18 protein-coding genes are annotated in these 18,016 nt (G+C 35.3%); 4 read left to right on the top strand and 14 right to left on the bottom strand.

From position 1 onward, the window contains the following. Window positions 1–41: 41 nt before the first annotated feature. The gene (locus AAEO57_RS07705) at window positions 42–1,391 is read right to left on the bottom strand and encodes a M28 family metallopeptidase (protein ID WP_341691257.1); all 1,350 of its coding nucleotides are present in this window, start codon (window positions 1,389–1,391) and stop codon (window positions 42–44) included. A 163-nt stretch (window positions 1,392–1,554) separates the two neighbouring features. Here AAEO57_RS07705 and AAEO57_RS07700 point away from each other — a divergent pair, with 163 nt between their 5' ends. Continuing rightward, on the top strand, window positions 1,555–2,409 hold the full coding sequence (locus AAEO57_RS07700; protein WP_341691255.1) for a CvfB family protein: 855 nt from the start codon (window positions 1,555–1,557) through the stop codon (window positions 2,407–2,409). A gap of 48 nt (window positions 2,410–2,457) precedes the next feature. Here AAEO57_RS07700 and AAEO57_RS07695 read toward each other — a convergent pair whose 3' ends face one another. Further along, a complete protein-coding gene (locus tag AAEO57_RS07695) occupies window positions 2,458–3,330 on the bottom strand; it encodes a lysophospholipid acyltransferase family protein (protein ID WP_341691253.1) in 873 nt (290 codons plus the stop codon). Between the two features lie 113 nt (window positions 3,331–3,443). Here AAEO57_RS07695 and AAEO57_RS07690 point away from each other — a divergent pair, with 113 nt between their 5' ends. The 3 genes from AAEO57_RS07690 (at window position 3,444) to AAEO57_RS07680 (ending at window position 5,998) form a co-directional block, all read left to right on the top strand. Further along, complete coding sequence (locus AAEO57_RS07690; RefSeq protein ID WP_341691251.1) at window positions 3,444–4,082, top strand: rhomboid family intramembrane serine protease; 639 nt, start codon at window positions 3,444–3,446, stop codon at window positions 4,080–4,082. A 52-nt stretch (window positions 4,083–4,134) separates the two neighbouring features. Beyond that, the gene (locus tag AAEO57_RS07685) at window positions 4,135–4,827 is read left to right on the top strand and encodes an SIMPL domain-containing protein (protein ID WP_341691249.1); all 693 of its coding nucleotides are present in this window, start codon (window positions 4,135–4,137) and stop codon (window positions 4,825–4,827) included. Between the two features lie 193 nt (window positions 4,828–5,020). Further along, window positions 5,021–5,998 carry a YheT family hydrolase gene (locus AAEO57_RS07680; protein ID WP_341691247.1) on the top strand — a complete coding sequence of 326 codons (978 nt, stop codon included), beginning with the start codon at window positions 5,021–5,023 and terminating at the stop codon, window positions 5,996–5,998. Window positions 5,999–6,063: 65 nt separating this feature from the next. Here the strand turns inward: AAEO57_RS07680 and AAEO57_RS07675 are convergent, their stop codons facing one another. The 12 genes from AAEO57_RS07675 to AAEO57_RS07620 form a co-directional block, all read right to left on the bottom strand. Next, window positions 6,064–7,017, bottom strand: coding sequence for a hypothetical protein (locus tag AAEO57_RS07675; RefSeq protein WP_341691245.1), 954 nt, complete (start codon window positions 7,015–7,017; stop codon window positions 6,064–6,066). 92 nt (window positions 7,018–7,109) lie between these two features. Further along, on the bottom strand, window positions 7,110–7,637 hold the full coding sequence (locus tag AAEO57_RS07670; RefSeq protein ID WP_341691243.1) for a 4'-phosphopantetheinyl transferase family protein: 528 nt from the start codon (window positions 7,635–7,637) through the stop codon (window positions 7,110–7,112). Beyond that, window positions 7,634–7,888 carry an acyl carrier protein gene (locus AAEO57_RS07665; RefSeq protein WP_341691241.1) on the bottom strand — a complete coding sequence of 85 codons (255 nt, stop codon included), beginning with the start codon at window positions 7,886–7,888 and terminating at the stop codon, window positions 7,634–7,636. Before AAEO57_RS07665 ends, AAEO57_RS07670 begins: the two co-directional genes overlap by 4 nt. A 2-nt stretch (window positions 7,889–7,890) precedes the next feature. Further along, complete coding sequence (locus tag AAEO57_RS07660; RefSeq protein WP_341691239.1) at window positions 7,891–9,159, bottom strand: beta-ketoacyl-[acyl-carrier-protein] synthase family protein; 1,269 nt, start codon at window positions 9,157–9,159, stop codon at window positions 7,891–7,893. Then, the gene (locus AAEO57_RS07655) at window positions 9,156–9,593 is read right to left on the bottom strand and encodes a 3-hydroxyacyl-ACP dehydratase FabZ family protein (RefSeq protein ID WP_341691518.1); all 438 of its coding nucleotides are present in this window, start codon (window positions 9,591–9,593) and stop codon (window positions 9,156–9,158) included. Before AAEO57_RS07655 ends, AAEO57_RS07660 begins: the two co-directional genes overlap by 4 nt. An 18-nt stretch (window positions 9,594–9,611) precedes the next feature. After that, window positions 9,612–10,664 (bottom strand): type III polyketide synthase, encoded by a 1,053-nt coding sequence (locus tag AAEO57_RS07650; RefSeq protein WP_341691516.1) that lies wholly within the window; start codon window positions 10,662–10,664, stop codon window positions 9,612–9,614. Next, on the bottom strand, window positions 10,661–11,374 hold the full coding sequence (locus tag AAEO57_RS07645) for a methyltransferase domain-containing protein (protein WP_341691237.1): 714 nt from the start codon (window positions 11,372–11,374) through the stop codon (window positions 10,661–10,663). The genes AAEO57_RS07650 and AAEO57_RS07645 overlap by 4 nt, the downstream gene beginning before the upstream one ends. Beyond that, window positions 11,371–12,501: an NAD(P)/FAD-dependent oxidoreductase gene (locus AAEO57_RS07640; protein ID WP_341691235.1), complete on the bottom strand. Its 1,131-nt coding sequence runs from the start codon at window positions 12,499–12,501 to the stop codon at window positions 11,371–11,373. The genes AAEO57_RS07645 and AAEO57_RS07640 overlap by 4 nt, the downstream gene beginning before the upstream one ends. Before the next feature lie 187 nt (window positions 12,502–12,688). Further along, a complete protein-coding gene (locus AAEO57_RS07635; protein ID WP_341691232.1) occupies window positions 12,689–14,188 on the bottom strand; it encodes an FGGY family carbohydrate kinase in 1,500 nt (499 codons plus the stop codon). A 27-nt stretch (window positions 14,189–14,215) separates the two neighbouring features. After that, complete coding sequence (locus AAEO57_RS07630) at window positions 14,216–15,505, bottom strand: nucleoside hydrolase-like domain-containing protein (protein WP_341691230.1); 1,290 nt, start codon at window positions 15,503–15,505, stop codon at window positions 14,216–14,218. Window positions 15,506–15,535: 30 nt separating this feature from the next. After that, complete coding sequence (locus tag AAEO57_RS07625) at window positions 15,536–16,411, bottom strand: ABC transporter permease (protein ID WP_341691228.1); 876 nt, start codon at window positions 16,409–16,411, stop codon at window positions 15,536–15,538. Window positions 16,412–16,524: 113 nt separating this feature from the next. Beyond that, window positions 16,525–18,015: a sugar ABC transporter ATP-binding protein gene (locus AAEO57_RS07620; protein ID WP_341691226.1), complete on the bottom strand. Its 1,491-nt coding sequence runs from the start codon at window positions 18,013–18,015 to the stop codon at window positions 16,525–16,527. Window position 18,016: the final 1 nt, after the last annotated feature.

Raw genomic sequence — 18,016 nt, 5'->3', positions numbered from 1 at the left:
GAAAAGCGCCTAAAAATGGCGCTTTTTTATTGCCTTTTTTTCTATCTAATGGGAATTGGAAAAATAGGAATGCTTGAATGACCTAATGCATCAACTGTTTGTACAGCAAAGAAATAGTTGTCTTTAGAATACGGAATTTCAGCTTTGGTGTCTTTAACAAAAAAAGTCTTTTCCCAATGAGGTGATGAAGTTTCGCGCATTAGAATTTGATAGCCGAATTGTGGTTTGTCTGCTGGAGCATTCCAAATTAATGTAGAGGAATTAGAAAGGTTTTTAACTTCAATTCCAACATTTACTGGAGCTTTTGGAGACCAGGCCAGATTAGCCAAAACAGCTAAATTGGCACATGTGTTTTTTCTCAAATAATCAAAATCCATAAATTCAGGAAGATCACCAAATTTAGTGTTGTTTTCTGTTCTTAAATCCTGATGCTGGTGATCAAAATTTTCGTTCATTTCGCAAAAACGAACCGCAGTAAAACCATTTTGACTAAAAGGAGTATGATCACCACCACGTAAAAAGCGATCATTTCTGTACACTAATTTTACAGAAAGCTGATCAACATATTGTTCTGTGACCATTTTAATATAACGAGCTAATAATCTTGACGGACTGTCATTATCGCGATTTGTTGCTTTACGCATTTTAGCTTCTTCTTCAGTTTCTAAAAACGGAATAGTTTCACTAAAAACCCTCACTTGTGTATTATCTCTTAAATTAGTTCCGTTAGATAAACTGTTGCCAATCATATCATTATTTAGCATGGCAAGAATATTCCAGTTTGATGCTTTTGCTAACTCCGCTAAATGTCTGGCGCCGTATAATCCTTGTTCTTCACCTGTTACAGCTACAAAAATTATGGTAGCAGAAAAAGATCTTTTGCTCATTATTTTTGCAAGCTCCATTACCGCTGCAACTCCTGAACCGTCATCATTTGCACCTGGTGCATCTGATTTTACATTCATTACATCAGAAACACGCGAATCAAGATGGCCGCTAATAATAAGTACACGAGTATCATTAGGATCTGTTCCTTTTAAAGTTGCCATTACATTCCCAAGCTGACTGTCAACTTTAATTCGTTTTCCATCTGCTTTAACCGTAAAATAATCTATTGTAGAAGTCAGTCTTCCGCCAGATTCCAAAGCATATTTGTCAAATTCAGATTTTACCCATTGTTGTGCGGCACCAATTCCTTTTGTTTTGCTTTTAGTATCGCTTAAAGTATGTCTGGTTCCAAAAGTGACTAATTTTCGAACAGTTGCTTCCAAATTTTGAGCTTTAACTTCAGAAATCATTTGTTTTATCTCTGGATCTTCAGCAACCTGAGATATGGCGATTTGAGAAAAGATAAAAAAGATAAAAACGAAATAAAAGATATTTTTTTTCATTTGATGAGGGAATTATTTAAGGTTCTCAAATTTAATTAAAAACTATAGATTATAATAAAAGGGGGTCGTTCATTTTATGCAAAATATTTTTCGCTTTACCATTTTCAAACTTCGTACATTTGCACTTTAAAACTTAGCTAAGTTAGTTTAGAACTTCAAGAATATGATTGAAATAGGAAAATACAATACACTTACTATATTACGTGACACCAAAGTTGGTCTATTTTTAGGAAATCCTGAAAAAGACCCTGAAGGTATTCACGATATTTTATTGCCCAACAAATACGTTCCCAATGAATTTGAAATAGGAGAAGAACTGGTTGTTTTTGTCTATCTGGATCACGAACAGCGTCCGGTGGCTACTACGCTTGAACCTTATATTTTTCTGAACGAATTTGCTCTTTTGAGGGTAAATTACATCAATCAGGTGGGGGCATTTATGGATTGGGGAATGGAGAAAGACATTTTGGTTCCGTTTAAAGAACAGGCTCGTCCTATGGAAAAAGGAAAACGTTATCTGGTATATCTTTATATGGATGAAAAAACCAATCGCTTAGTAGCTTCCAGCAAAACAAACCAATTTTTAAGTAATGATAATTTAACTGTTGAAAAAGGAGAAGAAGTAGATTTGATAGTTTCACATATTACCGAATTAGGAATCAATGTTATCATCAATGAACAGCACAAAGGACTGCTTTACAAAGACGAAGTGTACGATGATTCGATAAGAACCGGAGACAGAATGCGCGGCTACATCAAAAACATTCGTCCTGATAATAAAATAGATGTGGCGCTGCAGGTACAGGGGTACGAAAGTATTGAACCTAATGCAGAGAAGATTTTAAATGAACTAAGGGCGAGTCGGGGTTTTTTACGTTTGAATGACAATTCGCATCCTGAAGACATTAAAACAGTTTTGAAAATGAGTAAAAAAACATTTAAAAAAGCAATCGGAGCTTTATATAAAGAAAAACTCATCGAAATAAAAGATGACGGAATTTATTTGGTTAAAGAATAAATTAATTCAAAAAAAGCTCAAAAGTTTTATACGACTTTTGAGCTTTTTTTATTTTTTTCGATGTTTCCATCTTTTGTGTGTCCATAAATAATATTCAGGAGCTTCAAGAATTTGTTTTTCGACTTCTTTTATATACATTTCTGTAATTTTAAAATCTTCAAAGTCTTTTGGATTGTCGGCAAGGGTAAGAAAAGTAGCTTCATAATAACCTCTTTTTACTTTTTTAACTTTTACCATTATAACACTTAAATCGTATTTCTTTGCGAGCATTTCAGCACCTGTATGTACAGGAACTTCAATTCCCATAAAATCATTTGAATGAAAAATACGGTCTAATTTCGGCGACTGATCACTGGCTAACCCATATAAGCTCAATTTTCCCTTCCGCTGGTTTTGTGCCATAAGCGGAATTGTATTTTTTGTTGGAATCATTTCGCAATTGTATTTTGAACGTATTTTTCGAACCAGTTTATCAAAATACGGATTAGCGAGCTTCTTATATACAGCAATTCCCTGAAATCCAAGTTTTGGATTAATGGTCAAAAGCCATTCGTAACTGGCATAATGGGAAGCTACCAATATCACGCTTTTTCCTTTTTTAGCATAATCTAATATCAAATCTATATTAGTTACATGAAATCTTTTTTCCATTTCTTCAGGCGAAATACTCATTGTTTTGATCATTTCCAAAAACATATCGCACATGTGTCTGTAGAATTTTTTTTCAATCGTTTTTCTTTCAGAATCACTTAAATGCGGTAAAGTAAGTGCCAGATTCTCACGAACTACTTTTTTACGGTAACCAATAATATAATACACCAAAAAATAGACGCAATCTGAAAACCAGTAAAATATTCTAAAAGGGAGTATAGAAATAAGCCAGAGAAAAGGATAGGCTAAAATATAAACAAGAAATTGCATGTAATTTTTTTTTGCAAATATAAAGTAAAAATGAATAGCCTGTTATATTTTGGCTTGTTGCTAACTTCTGTTTAAAGAATGATTATATTTACATTTCAAATTAAATATTTTTTATGAATACCATTTTAATCGGAATTATAGTTGCCAATGTTCTTATCAGTTACAAGGGGTTTAATGATTATGCTTTTTTCAGAAAACACGAATTTCATGTCGGTAGTATTCGTTCGGGTGAGCAGTTAAGAATGCTTACATCCGGATTTCTGCATGTGGATATGATGCATTTGATTTTTAATATGCTCACCCTTTGGTTTTTTGCTCCTGTTGTAATCAATTGGATGGGAAATTTTTCTTTTGCAATGATTTACTTTGGAAGTCTGATTTTTGGAAGTTTGCTTACAATGCTATTTCATAAAAATGATTACAGTTACAGAGCAGTCGGTGCTTCGGGAGCAGTAACGGGAGTTTTGTATTCGGCTATTTTATTACAGCCAGATATGATGTTGGGAATCTTTTTTGTCATTCCAATTCCGGCCTATCTTTTCGGAATCTTATATTTATTGTATTCTATTTATGGAATGAAAGCTAAAAATGACAACATTGGTCATACAGCACACTTTGGAGGTGCTGTAGGCGGATATTTGATTACTTTGGTAAAAGAGCCATCCTTGATTATGGATCATAGTTTAATGACTATTTTATTAGCAATCCCAATTTTGATTCTTTTTGTAATGGCTAAATTAGGAAAATTGTAATGCTGGCATAACTTTTGAAATGCCCATATCAATAATTTAAAATATAACAAAAATGAAAAAACTAGTATTATTTTTAACAATCATGTTTATGACTATGTCTTACGGACAGGAAACCAAACAAATCCCCCTAATCAATGTTAACGGGGAAGGAAAAGTAAAAGTAGCGCCAGATCAGGTTTGTATTTCGGCTACGATTGAAACAAAAGGAAATAATGCTAAGGATGTCAAAAAACAAAATGACGAAAAAATGGATGCTGTTTTAAAATTCATTAAAAAGATGAATATACCAACGGCTGATTTCAAAACCAAACAAGTTGCGCTGAACCCGCAATATGATTACGAAAAAAAGAAAACAAGTTATAATGCAGTTCAGACTGTAGAAATTGTGGTAAAAGATTTGTCTAAATATGACGAATTGATGGAAGGTCTGGTACAGCAGGGAATCAACCGTATTGACCGTGTATCTTTTGAATCTTCTAAAGAATTGCAATTACAGTCTGAAGCCAGAAAATTAGCAATGAAAGATGCTAAGGCAAAAGCAGAAGATTATGTTTCTGTATTAGGTCAGAAAGTTGGAAAAGCTTTTGTTATTTCTGATAATTCACAAGTATATCGTCCGCAGCCAATGTATGCTTCTATGAGAATGAAAGAAAGTGCTGATGCATTGGGAGCTTCAAATGAAACGCTGGCTATTGGAGAAATCGAAATTACAGCAAACGTTAGTGTGAGTTTTCATTTGGATTAAAAATTTTAAAATTCCAATATCAAAAATCCAAATTCCAATTATATATGGAATTTGGATTTTTTTTGCTGTATACTTTAATTTTTGGATCAAAAAGATCATTAGTTACAATTTTTAAAAGTTGAAATAAAAAGACAGTTTAAATTACATATTGATTTCTTAGATTTGTATGAAGCACCATAAAACTCTTTTTATTATGCCAATAATTGAACAATCAGAATATAATTTTCCTTCTATTTTTCATCGTAACAGGCACATTTCTACTATTTATGCGGCTTTGTTTAAAAAATTTGATGTTCCTGATTACACAAGGGAGAAACATGAATTAAACGACGGGGATTTTATCAATATTGATTTTGTTATAAATGATCCTAAAAAAGCAGTTATTTTATGCCATGGTCTGGAAGGGGATTCGCGAAGGACTTATAATAATAGCTGTGCGGCTTATTTTCAGCAGAAAGGGTTTTCAGTTTTCGCATGGAATAACCGTACCTGTGGCGGAGAAATGAATCGACTTCCGAGACTTTACCATCATGGTGCTGTTGATGATTTGGACGAAGTGGTTCAGTTTGTTTTAAAAAAAGGATTCGAAGATGTTTATTTGATTGGGTATTCAATGGGAGGTGTTCAGCTCCTGAATTATTTAGGCTGGACAAAAATTGATAAGCGTATAAAAGCTGCCGTCTCAATTTCTGTTCCGACACATATTGCAACAAGTGCTGCTATTCTTAAACAAGGCTTTAACAGGGTTTATTTAAAAAATTTTACAATTGATATCAAAAAAAAACTGAAACATAAAGCCGCACAATTTCCGGATTTTATAAACCGTGATCAGATTGATAAAATTTCATCTTTTGATGAAGTCGATCAGTATTTTACCGCACCACTGCATGGTTTTGCGAGCAGGGATGATTATTATGAACGTGTCTCACCCGAATTTTCCCTTCAAAATATTACTATTCCGGTTTTAATTATTAATTCACTCGATGATCCTTTTTTGGGTGAAAGGTGTTATCCGTGGAGTATTGCTCAGGACAGTACATACATCTATTTGGAAACTCCCAAATATGGAGGACATTGTGCTTTTCCTCTACGTGACTCAGTATATTCTTATGCAGAAAAAAGAGCGTATAATTTTTTTGAATCTGTGACTTATAGAACTCTTAAAGATTAATAACCCGGAATTTTGAATAAAATAGAATATCTGATTATGAACTATTTCAGTCTTAAATGGGTTATTTATTCTTCGAATTCTGCTCCAGAGGCTACAAGACGAAAAAGAGGCTCGTATTTTTTAATCTGAAATCCCAAATCTTCGTCTTCATTTACCGGTCCGATACTGCCCTGTAAACAATATAATTTCTGGTTCTGAACAAAAATAAATTGCAGCATTCGTATTTTCATAGGATCATTATCATAGTCTAATAATTCCTCAACTTCTACCATTAAAGCGGGAATATCATCAATACTTACAGACTCAGTACGAATGAGTTTGGTTTGTGCAGGCAGAAATGATAAAATTGATTTTTCAGTCAATTTAATACTGTGCAGTTCTTGTGGTAAATCATACACTACAATTAATATTTTTTCATTACCATTTCCATAATAACTGGTAAATTGCTGAATCGTTTCAGGCATTTCAGCTTCTTCTGCAAGCCAGCTTTTTGGTATTGGAATTTTTAAAGACGTTTTTTCTGCTTTAGGATGATTTTCTGTAGTAAAAAAATCTACATGACCGTCTGTAATCTCCTGATGTGGGGCATCGTGATATTTGAAAGACAAAATTCCTTTTGAGACCGAAATATTATTGACGAAATAAGATCTCTCTTTTATTTTTAAGAGGAAATCATGTGCGTATTTTTCTTTTTCAATAGGATTTAAAAGCTCTTGGTTTAAGAGAGAATCAATTTTGATATATAATAATTTCAACTGAGAGTTGTCAAGCTCTTCTTTTAAAAACCGCTTAATATTATTTTCTGCTCGTCCAAAAACGGTTTTTAAACTTTGTTGCGCTGAAGTTACATTAGGTTTAAGCTGCGGAAACTGGACTGCAACTTTTTGAAGTGCGGCATTCTGTCCTTTAAGAAAAGCGTACGTTTCAATGGCAAATGATACTTTTGGATTGTATTTTTCATTTTGTGAAAGACACAAGACTGGAAATAATATGTATAAAAGAAATACAATTCTAACCATGGTATAGGTGGACTTAAAATTTTAATTCCAAATGTGTCAAATACCTTGTTTATTTTCTTACATAATTTTATAAATATATTATACAATCTCCATTAATTTTTAAAATCTGGTAGAATCATTTTTTTTTCAATCATAACGATCTTTTCATAACGTCCGTGATTACTTATTGAAACGTCTGTAACTGTATTCTTTTCAGAAATATAGAGATACGGAATACCATTTTGTGTTTTTACAATTCCTTTTTTCTCTATTTCAACTATGTTATTAAGATCTTCAGGAATCAAAGCAGCCGTAGTGTGAATTATTTTTGATGTTTTTAAAGTTTTAGTGTAATATTTGTTTCCATTACAGCTTACAACACCATAAATATGCTTATCTAATGTGATTATGCTGCAAGATAGTTTTTGAGGAATGTATTCCCGTACTTTAGTCTGCCGGTTGTAAATTTTATAAGCAGCTTCTTTCATGCTCCATAAAAGCCACACCATAATTTCAGGATCATGATAGTTTGTTATGAGCTGCTTTTCTGTATCGGTAAAAAGTTTTTCGATAAATCCCTTACGGCGCCAATTGCTTTCTATTCGGGACTGTCGAAGATCTATGATATCGTTTCCAATCATTTAGCAGACAGTTTAGTTTCTATAATTTCTATGGCAGTTTTAACATCAAGCATGCGTTCCATATCTGTGTTTTCAATTACTACGTCAAATTGCTCCTCAATATCGAGCACAATATCCACCAGATTAGCGGAGTTAATTTTTAAATCATTTATAAAATCAGTTTCTTCAGTAAGATTTTCGTAAGCTTCTTTATCTGCAGCATACGGTTTTATAATGTCTTTTAATTGCTGGGTAAGTTCTTGTCTTTCCATTTTTAGTTTTCAAATTTTTTAAATATTACACATGCATTTACATCACCAAAACCAAAACTGGCTTTGGCAATTATATTAAGATTAGTATTAATAGTTTCTAAGGGTACTTTTGAATGATCTATAAGTAATGCAATTTCTGGATGAAGGTCTGCACAGTTTATGTTTCCAAACAAAAAGCTTTCGTGAAGCTGCAAGACAGATGCCACACTTTCGATACTTCCGGAAGCGCTCAGACAATGTCCTGTAAGACTTTTTAAAGAATTGATATAAGGAAAATTAGTGTCTTTTCGCTGTAATGCTTTTGTCCAGTTTTCAATCTCCAGACTGTCTTTTGTCGTGGCTGTAAGATGCCCGTTTATGGCATTAATATCATTCGAATTTATACCCGAATTTGTAATGGCATTTTTGATGCAATGCTGAACTGCAGTACTGTTTGGTGCTGTCATGCTGCCGCCATTACGCTGTCCGCCTGAATTGACGTTTCCGCCCAGTATTTCTGCATAAATTAAAGCTCCGCGTTCTAAAGCACTTTCTAAATCTTCAACCACTAATGCCCCGGCACCACTTCCTGGAACAAACCCTGCAGCCGAAGCACTCATGGGCCTCGATCCTTGTGAAGGATTTTCGTTATATTTTGAAGGACAAACCCGAAGCGCATCAAATCCTGCCCAGATATAGGGTCCACTGTCTGAAGTACTTCCGGCAAGTATCCTTTTCGCCTGACCTGATTGAATCCTGTCATAAGCCATTAAAATCGCTTCGGTACCGGTTGTGCAGGCAGATGAATTGGTAGTGACCTGATTTCCTAATCCAATTTTTCCTCCAAGATAGGCACTGATACCGCTGTTCATGGTTTGTGCTACAACAGTACTGCCAAGCCTGCGAGTTTGTAAATCATCGATTTTGTAAATACTTTCCCGAAATTTATCAATACCGGAGGTACCAGACCCAAATATAGCACCGCTATCCCAATCAGGGTTTTCGTTTATTGGCAGCCCGGCGTTGTTCCAGGCTTCCATTCCTGCAATAACACCGTATAAAATTCCACTGCTGTTAAATCCTCGAAGTTCGAGTTCGGTAAAATAATGCGATTTCAATTCTTCTGATATTTCAGGCTCACCACTGATTTGACATGAAAACTGTAATTCTTCAAGCAGCGAATTATGACGAATACCAGATACGCCATATTTAAGCGCTTTTGTAAATGCAGGAATCCCTACACCGTTTGGTGCAGCAACGCCAAGACCAGTTATTACAATTCGTTTTTTCATAATTTTTGAGTTATCATTCCGGCGAGTATACCACGGCAGACTTCCTGTCCGGCTTCATTTTTCATTACAGCACTACATTTTAGTTTGCCAAAACGGAAGAAAATTTTATGAGAACTCACAGTTACTTTTTCACCGGGATATACGGGTTTTAAAAATTCCATATCCGCAAAAGTAAACGCAATTACAGTATCTCCTTTAAGATCGCCGCCTAATAAATATATTCCCAGGCATACCAGTCCGATCTGTGCCATCGTTTCCGTTAAAATAACACCCGGTGTTACAGGATTATTCTTAAAATGTCCTTTATAAAAATCAAGTTCTTTTTTAAATGTAAAAACACCTGTTATACCATTTTCGTCTGCATACAGGAGCTCATCTGCAAATATAAAAGGTTCACTGTAAGGAAGTTTTTTTATAATATCTGTCAATGTCAATTCCATAATTTAAAAATATTACCATTGTAATAAAACACGCTGCGCAGAAAATCCGGGACCAAAACTTAACATAATTCCTTTTTCTCCTTTTTCAGGATTACGGTCCATAATTCGTTCTAAAACATACAACACAGTAGCGCTCGACATATTGCCGTATTGTCTTAGAACTTCTTTTGTATCATTGATATTTTTTCCTAATCCTGAGAAAAGTTCCTCAACCGTATTCACGATTTTTTTTCCGCCGGGATGAAATATCAGATGCTCAATATCATTAATATCAATATTGTTTTGTTTTAAAAACGGATGAATTATACGTTCAAAATGATTCGCAATGGTGTCTGGGACTTCGATATCCAGAACCATTTTCAAACCGTTATTGGTGAGTTTAAATCCCATCATGTGTTCAGCATCGTAGAAATGATACATTTCTTCATCCAGAATTTCAGGGCCGCTATCTTTTTCATCAGACGAAAGCAGACAACAGGCCGCGCCATCACCGAAAATAGCAGCACTTACAATATTAGGCATCGAAAAATCATCAAGCTGAAATGTAGCAGTAGGAGATTCTACAGCTATTACAGCAGCACGTTTCCCCGGATTTGATTTCAGGAAATTTTTTGCATAAATAATTCCGGATATTCCGGCAGCACAGCCCATTTCTGTTACAGGCAGGCGCACTATATCCTGACGGAGCTTCATTTTGTTGATCAGGTAAGCATCTAATGACGGGATCATAATACCCGTACAGCTGACAGTAATAATATAATCCAGACTCTGCGGATCCCAGCCTGCTTTTTTAAGTGCTTTTTCTAATACCTGATGCCCCAGAACAATCATTTCACGACTGTAAATATCATTTTTATCTTCAAAAGAAGTGGCAGTAAAAACTTCTGAAGGTTCCATTACAGAGTAGCGTTTGTCAACTGCTGCACCTTCAAATATTTTTTTAACTTTTTTTATAAAACGCTCTTCCTGACCTTCAAGCCAGACATCCAAAAAAGGAATAATATCTTTGGTTTCGCGTGAATATTGCGGAAGCTGTTTGACAGCTGTAATTATCTTTACACTCATATCTTTGTAATTATCCATTGGTAACGGAATGCCCATTTCCAATTGATGTTATAGTTTTTAAAATTTAGTTTTTCGGAGAAATACTCCAGTTCTTTTTTCTTAAATCCTCTCAAAATAGAAACTAATCCGTCCTGACGGGACATGTCATTCAATTTAAAAACCTCACAAATCATTTCAAATAATCTGTAGGCTGTTTTGCTTCGGTGCAGATCGTTTATCACAATTCCTAATGAAGCATTATTATAAATCTGTTTCAGAATTTCTTCGATTTGTGTACTTGTAAAATGGTGCAGGGTTAAGGTGCACAAGGCAATATCGTATTTCAGGGAATTAAAATCCGGGTTGAAAATATCCCTGCATTCATACTCTATATTTTCAAATTCTTTAGAAAGCTCTTTGGCATAACGTATTGTAAATGCATTAGCATCTATACCAATTAATTTAAAAGTCAGTTCGTTTTTTTTGCCATACCGGGCCAGCATTCGAAGCATATCACCGTTGCCACAGCCAATATCTGCAATAACCAAAGTTTTTGCTGTATCAGTTTTTTTTAATAATTTTTTTAATCCGTGAAGCGTTAATTTGTTGCCCCCTAACAACTGATTGATTTTGGCTATCTGATCTAATGCTTCAGTTAATTCTGCACCCTCGAGCGAAAAATCGTCCATTATTTCAGTTTCTTCTGTCCTGTATTTGGTGTTCAGTTTCATTCGTTGATTTTTATAAGGCTTCCGTGCGTCTGCCTGATTATTACTGAAAGCAAAAACGGCATTGACGCAGCCAAAGAAGTCATTATAGATGTAAAAGTTTTGTATCTTAAAGCTTTGGCTAAAATCCTTCCCATAATTAGCCTTTTTTTAAAATGCTTATTCCATTCTTTTCTATATTTTTTTTCTAATAAAGCAAGGGATTCTATTTTGCCGCTGTAAAAATCCAAAACTAATTCTGAAGCAATTTTTGCACTGTGAATCGCCATTGCCATACCATTCCCGCACATAGGATGTATAAGCCCGGCAGTGTCGCCGATCATTAAAATATGATTGTCAACAGGATTTTTTTTATCAAATGAAATCTGGCTGATGGTAAGCGGTTTTTCAAAAATAGGGGTAGAGCTTTCAAAAACAGTTTTCAGCTTTTGGTTTTTATGGAGTACTTCTTTTTGATAATCATCTATGTTTTTATATTTTTTAAAAGTTTTGTAATCTGCTAAATAGCAAATATTTACAATGCTTTTCTCTACAGCAGATACGCCGCAGTAGCCACCCTGAAAATTATGCAAAGCAACAAGACTATTATCGAATTCTCCTTTATAATGTCCTTTTACAGCCAACCACTGAGATTTTTTAGCAATAAAATCCCTGTCGAGGAACTGGTCAATATTAGATCTCTTTCCATAAGCACCTAATACAATTTTAGATGTGAAAATTTGCTGTGAAGTGGTTATTGTAAATTCATTTTTTTCAAATGAAACACCAATTACAGAATCTGTAATTATCGTACAGCCATTTTGTATTGCCTTTTTATATAAAAAATTATCCAGTGCGAAACGACTCACTCCGAAACCGCCTAAAGGAAGTTTTGTGCGGGTCGTTTTGCCATTCAGTGCAGAAAATTCAAAAGTTGAAATATGAGTTGGATGGAGTTCAGAGATATTTATGTTAAGCCATTGAAGGTATGGCAAAATTTCATTCGAAATATATTCCCCGCAGACTTTATGCCTGGGATAAGCCGCTTTTTCGATCACAGTTACGGTAAGTCCTTTTTTAGATAAATGCAAAGCACTTGCCAGACCAGCAAGACCACCTCCAATTATCAATACATCCGGATTTGTTCTCATACAACCAATTTAATCATAAAATATTAAATTAACTTACATGATTATGATAAAATTCAGAATGAGTAAATTGTAATGCTATTTGCGCAATGGTATTTTTTGAATCGTATTTGTGTTAAATCTTAATGAGAGAATGCACGATCAGTTGTCCACTATGGGGCAATCTGATGATTGGTATTCTTTTTCTACTTTAAAACTGCTTCATTTTTTCTTTCCAGCCCAAATATCCATTCGCTGGCAAGTCATTATCCAAATCAGCCAAAACCTGTTCCGTCTGGTTTTTAACAAGGTTAGAAAGTTGTTCAATACTGTTGTAAACATTACTTTTTAAACCTGATAAATAAGCGGCACCTAAAGCAGAAACATCCGGATTTCGCTGTTTGTTCAATGGAATTCCTAATAAATCGGCTAAATAATGAATGACAAATTGGTTTTGAGTCATACCTCCGTTTACGGAAATTGATTTTAAAGGAGCTTTCATGTCTTTTGCCATGGCTTCAACAACATCTTTGATCTGGTACGGAATGCTTTCCAAGGCTGCTCTTACAATATGATTTTTAGTTGTTCCGAAAGTCATTCCTTCAATCGATGCTTTTCTGCTCATTTGCCAATGAGGCGCACCTAATCCGCTAAAAGCTGGAATCAGATAAACACCGGCATTATCAGCTATAGCTGTTGCCATAGCTGCTGTTTCAGCCGCATTCGAGAATAATTGCAATTCGTTTTTCAGCCATTCAATGGTAGAACCGCAGGAAACGATTGCGCCTTCGAGGGCATAATCCACCCGGTTTTCAGTACTCCAGCAAATGGTCGTCAACATTCCCGAATTGGATAAAACGGCTTCGCTGCCAATATTCATCATAATCGAACTTCCTGTTCCCAGCGTGACTTTGGCCGTTCCTTTTTCAAAACAACCTTCTCCAAAAGTAGCTGCATGCGAATCGCCAATTAAGGCCGTAATTGGAATAGAAATATTGGTGTCATCGTTTAAAATCTGATTCAAATCAAACGCTCCAAAATCATGTGAGGAAGGGCAGGCGTGAGGTAGGTTTAAGTTACTCAATCCCCATTTTTCAAGAATTTCAGTATCCCATTTTAGGCTATGAATATTGAAAAGCAGGGTTCTGGAAGCGTTGGTATAATCGGTTTTGAAATGGCTTCCATTGGTCAATTTGTATAAAAGCCAGCAATCGACTGTTCCAAAATACACTTCTCCATTTTCTACTTTCTTTTTTAATTCTGCATCATTTTGTACCAGCCAAAGTAATTTAGTACCCGAAAAATAAGGGTCTAATAATAAACCTGTTTTTTGTTTGATAAAATCATTTTGACCTTTTTCAATTAAATCGGTACAGATATCAATAGAACGCTTACACGCCCAGACAACAGCCGGAGCCAATGCTTTTCCGTCTTTGTCCCAAAGAACGAATGTTTCTCTTTGGTTACTAATTCCGCAGGATACAATATCTGTGAGCTGAAATCCCAGATTGGTAAAATTGTTCAGACAAAGGCGAACAGAATCGAGAACATTTTGATAAATATCTTCCGGATTTTGTTCTACAAAGCCATTATCAAAATAATTCGTTTTCAGATCGACACTGCCTTTGGCAACAGCCTGACCGGATTCGTCAAAAAGTATGGTTTTGGTACTGCTCGTACCTTGGTCAATGGCGAGAATGTATTTTTTCATTTATCTTTTTAGAATATTTTTTTAAACTTATCGAAGCCACTCCCAACGTTTAGCCCAATCTAACAGGACATCGCTTCTCCATTTCAAAACCGTTTTACCGCCTTGCCAAATATCATCATAAAGTTCAGGATTTGGTCGGTCTGAATACCAGTCCTTACCTAAATTATAGTCTGTTGTATTGGATTTTCCAGGCCAAAAATTGCTTACAAAAAAAGTTCCGTTTTGCGTTTCAAATCCCGGAATGGCTGAAGTAACTCTATAGGTTAATGTTTCAGTACGTTTCGGACAATATCTTACTACATAATTTCCATCACCTAAGTAAAAACCGTCCCATTTTTGTTCTCCAATTTCTGCCTGAACAGTCATTGTAATACAAGGAGAATCTCCCGAGATATCAGCAATAGGACCTTTGAAGTGAAATTCTAAGATAGAAAATACGGGTACTGTATCCTGTGCGGTTGTATTTCTTTTAAAAATAATTCTAGGACTGCGATGAATGTTCACGTAGCTTCCGCCCCAGCTTTCTTTCATTGGGTTATTCGGATCTCCATCCATCATGTATAATAATGAAGGAGTATCACCCATTTTAAGTCTGCCTTCGTAACGATTATTTTTATAGTCTTTACCTAAAAAGCCAGCTTCATTAATATAGTTTTTATAGTAATTTTTTTCATTCAGATTCTCGGCTACATTATCTGAGAAAAAACCATAGTAGGATGAATTGGATTCAATAAACCAAAGATCTGGGAAATTCTCAGCTATGTAGGCATAACTGTTTGCGCTCCATTTTTTGTTTGGCCCGCCTATCCAGAATACCTTTATGTTTTTTTGGATTTCCGGTTTATCATGTAGTGCCTGTGCTAAGTCTTCAAGGCCTCCCCAAACCAATATCCAAAGAGTTTGTTTGCTTTTTTTAAGGGCACATTTTATAATCCAGTCAGAACCTTCAGTTGGGGTTATGAAGCCTTTATATGGTGCAGGTCCCTTTCTTCCTTGTTTTGTTATTGAACGCAGATATTTTGGAGATGCTAATCCCCGAACGTGCTTTTGAAGTTTTGGTAAATCTTTTTCATAGAGATCAATAGTTCTAAGTATTTCTTGTTTGTTGCCTTCACCATATGAAGGTGAAGAGACAAGTCCTTCGACATCAAACTTATCAGTATACATCAGCAGGTGTATCATAGATTGGTTGTCGTCCGGGTCAGTACCTCCGATATCTGTGCTTACCAGTACCCGCGGTTTAACAGGTACTGGCTGTTGTGCTAATACGGTCTTAGAAATAGCACAAAATAGAATTGTTAAAATTAGTTTCTTCATTTGTAAATTATAAAACTCAGTATGTGGTTATTATTTATTTTTTCGGTTCATTTTATCGATAATTACCGCTAATACTATAACAAATCCTTTTACTACCTGCTGCCAAAAAGGTGAAACATCCAGTAGGACCAATCCGTTATTCAAAACTCCAATAATTATCGCACCGATTACAGTACCTGCAACAGTACCAATACCGCCAGAGAGTGAAGTACCACCAATAACTACTGCTGCAATCGAATCCAATTCGTAACTTGTACCTGCATTGGGCTGTGCTGAGTTTAGTCTTGAAGTCACTAAAACACCACCAACGGCAGCCATCATTCCAGCAATTCCGTACACTGCCAGTTTGATTTTATTGATATTGATTCCTGATAAAAAAGCTGCTTTTTCATTTCCTCCAATGGCATAAATATATCTTCCAAAGGTTGTTTTCTTAGTTAGAAAAACAACGATTGCGACCATGAATATAGAAATCCATACCGGCACCGGAATCCCTAAAATCCAACCGGAACCAATGAATTCAAATTCAGTTCCCAAATTAGAAATAGGAATACCTGCTGTATAAAGCATCGTTAATCCGCGTGCAATGGTTAACATTGCTAATGTTGCCACAAAAGGAGGAATAGAGAATTTAGTGATTAGCCAGCCGTTGAAAAGCCCTAAAATCATACCGATTAGTACTGATACTAAAATGGCGCCTAAAACAGTAAAGCCAACAAATAAATCCATTGACTCAAATGCAACACCGTTTTTTAATAAACCGGCACAGACTGCTGCGGTAAATCCTAATACAGAACCAACCGAAAGATCAATTCCGGCCATCAGAACCACTAAAGTCATTCCGACAGAAATACAAACATTCACAGATATTTGTCTTAATACGTTCCAAAGATTGGCGCTGGTCATGAATTTGTCAGACAATAAGCTGATAAATAAGCATAAAAGAAACAGTGCAATTAAAGATTGCGATTTTTTGACAAGAGGGTGGTTTAAGGAGATAGTCATAGTTGTAGAGAGAGTTATTCCGGTAAAGCCGATTTTAATAATTTATCTTCATTCGCTTCGGCTGCTAGATAGGAAGCTTTAATTTTTCCTTCAGCCATTACCAAAATCCGATCCGAAAGAGCTAGTATTTCGGGGATTTCAGAAGAAACTAATATAATACTCATGTGGTCAGCAGCGAGTTTTTTTATCAGATTGTAAATTTCATTTTTGGCATTGATATCAATTCCGCGTGTAGGCTCATCCATCATTAGGATTTGAGGATTGGTTGCGAGCCATTTTGCCAGAACTACTTTTTGTTGGTTTCCACCGCTTAAATTTTGGCATAACTGCATTTCAGATGGTGTTTTGATACGCAACTTTTCGATATAATCTTTTGAAGCGGTTTTGTCTTTTGATGGTTTCAAAAGCCCGAAAGTTGGGAGGTTTGTCAAACTGATATTGGATGAAATATCCATTCCTAAAACAAGTCCTTCTGTTTTGCGGTCTTCGGTTACAAAAGCTAATCTGTTTTCAATGGCTTCTTTTGGTTTTTTGTGAAAGGTCTTTTTTTGATCAATTTCTAAAGTATAGACACTATTCGTTGGATGCATACCGAATAAGGTTTCCAAAAGTTCGGTTCTTCCGGCACCCATCAAACCAAATATGCCCAGAATTTCTCCTTTTTTTAATTCAAAAGAAATATCATGAAGCAGTTTTCTTTTTTTATCGTTTGGATGAATGAGATTAAGGTTATCTACTTTTAAAATGGTTTCTTGAAATTGATTCTGGGTGATTTTTTTCTCGATCAAAACATCACGGCCTACCATTTTCCGAATTAATTCCTGCTCGGTAGTATTTTTCATTTCGCCCTCATCGATGCTGTTTCCGTCCCTTAAAACAGTGTAGTTTTCGGCAATTTTGAATAATTCATCCATTTTATGAGAAATGTAAACGATGGTTTTGCCTTCTTTTTTTAGCTCATAAATAATGCGGTGCAGGTTGTCTATTTCTTTGTCGCTTAGTGCCGAAGTAGGTTCATCCATCAAAATAACATCGGCATTACAGAGCAGTGCTTTTGCAATTTCGATTAATTGTTGCTCACCCACTTTTAGATGCTGAACCAGCGTTTTTGGAGAAACGTTCAATTGAATTTTTTCAAAAATCCGTTTGGCTTCTGTTTCCATTTTTGCAGTATCCAAAAGTCCGAGTGAAGTTTTAATTTCTCTTCCCAGGAATAAATTTTCGGTTACACTAAGTTCCGGAATCAGGTTCAGTTCCTGATGAATAATAGCAATTCCGGCATTTTGCGCCTCTTTTATATTCGAAAAAGAAATTGTTTTTCCGTTTAACTGAATTTCACCATCGTATTGAGTGTAAACGCCTGTCAGTATTTTTAGCAGAGTAGATTTTCCTGCTCCATTTTCTCCCAATATAGCATTGACTTTTCCAGGATAAAATTTAAAATTTACCTGATTAAGTGCTTTTACCCCCGGAAATTCTTTTGATATGTTTATGGCTTCTAACAAT

The sequence above is a fragment of the Flavobacterium calami genome (genome assembly GCF_038290035.1).
GTDB lineage: Bacteria > Bacteroidota > Bacteroidia > Flavobacteriales > Flavobacteriaceae > Flavobacterium > Flavobacterium calami.
Note: the sequence above shows the minus strand (reverse complement) of the source record. Positions and strands in the feature narration are given on the sequence as shown.

What these genes read in the sequence shown, in the direction of transcription:
- AAEO57_RS07665 (WP_341691241.1), bottom strand. Translation starts at nt 7,888, where the DNA reads ATGGAAAGACAAGAACTTACCCAGCAATTAAAAGACATTATAAAACCG.
- AAEO57_RS07675 (WP_341691245.1), bottom strand. Translation starts at nt 7,017, where the DNA reads ATGGTTAGAATTGTATTTCTTTTATACATATTATTTCCAGTCTTGTGT.
- AAEO57_RS07645 (WP_341691237.1), bottom strand. Translation starts at nt 11,374, where the DNA reads ATGAAACTGAACACCAAATACAGGACAGAAGAAACTGAAATAATGGAC.
- AAEO57_RS07690 (WP_341691251.1), top strand. Translation starts at nt 3,444, where the DNA reads ATGAATACCATTTTAATCGGAATTATAGTTGCCAATGTTCTTATCAGT.
- AAEO57_RS07685 (WP_341691249.1), top strand. Translation starts at nt 4,135, where the DNA reads ATGAAAAAACTAGTATTATTTTTAACAATCATGTTTATGACTATGTCT.
- AAEO57_RS07670 (WP_341691243.1), bottom strand. Translation starts at nt 7,637, where the DNA reads ATGATTGGAAACGATATCATAGATCTTCGACAGTCCCGAATAGAAAGC.
- AAEO57_RS07695 (WP_341691253.1), bottom strand. Translation starts at nt 3,330, where the DNA reads ATGCAATTTCTTGTTTATATTTTAGCCTATCCTTTTCTCTGGCTTATT.
- AAEO57_RS07635 (WP_341691232.1), bottom strand. Translation starts at nt 14,188, where the DNA reads ATGAAAAAATACATTCTCGCCATTGACCAAGGTACGAGCAGTACCAAA.
- AAEO57_RS07680 (WP_341691247.1), top strand. Translation starts at nt 5,021, where the DNA reads ATGCCAATAATTGAACAATCAGAATATAATTTTCCTTCTATTTTTCAT.
- AAEO57_RS07630 (WP_341691230.1), bottom strand. Translation starts at nt 15,505, where the DNA reads ATGAAGAAACTAATTTTAACAATTCTATTTTGTGCTATTTCTAAGACC.
- AAEO57_RS07660 (WP_341691239.1), bottom strand. Translation starts at nt 9,159, where the DNA reads ATGAAAAAACGAATTGTAATAACTGGTCTTGGCGTTGCTGCACCAAAC.
- AAEO57_RS07705 (WP_341691257.1), bottom strand. Translation starts at nt 1,391, where the DNA reads ATGAAAAAAAATATCTTTTATTTCGTTTTTATCTTTTTTATCTTTTCT.
- AAEO57_RS07640 (WP_341691235.1), bottom strand. Translation starts at nt 12,501, where the DNA reads ATGAGAACAAATCCGGATGTATTGATAATTGGAGGTGGTCTTGCTGGT.
- AAEO57_RS07700 (WP_341691255.1), top strand. Translation starts at nt 1,555, where the DNA reads ATGATTGAAATAGGAAAATACAATACACTTACTATATTACGTGACACC.
- AAEO57_RS07625 (WP_341691228.1), bottom strand. Translation starts at nt 16,411, where the DNA reads ATGACCAGCGCCAATCTTTGGAACGTATTAAGACAAATATCTGTGAAT.
- AAEO57_RS07650 (WP_341691516.1), bottom strand. Translation starts at nt 10,664, where the DNA reads ATGAGTGTAAAGATAATTACAGCTGTCAAACAGCTTCCGCAATATTCA.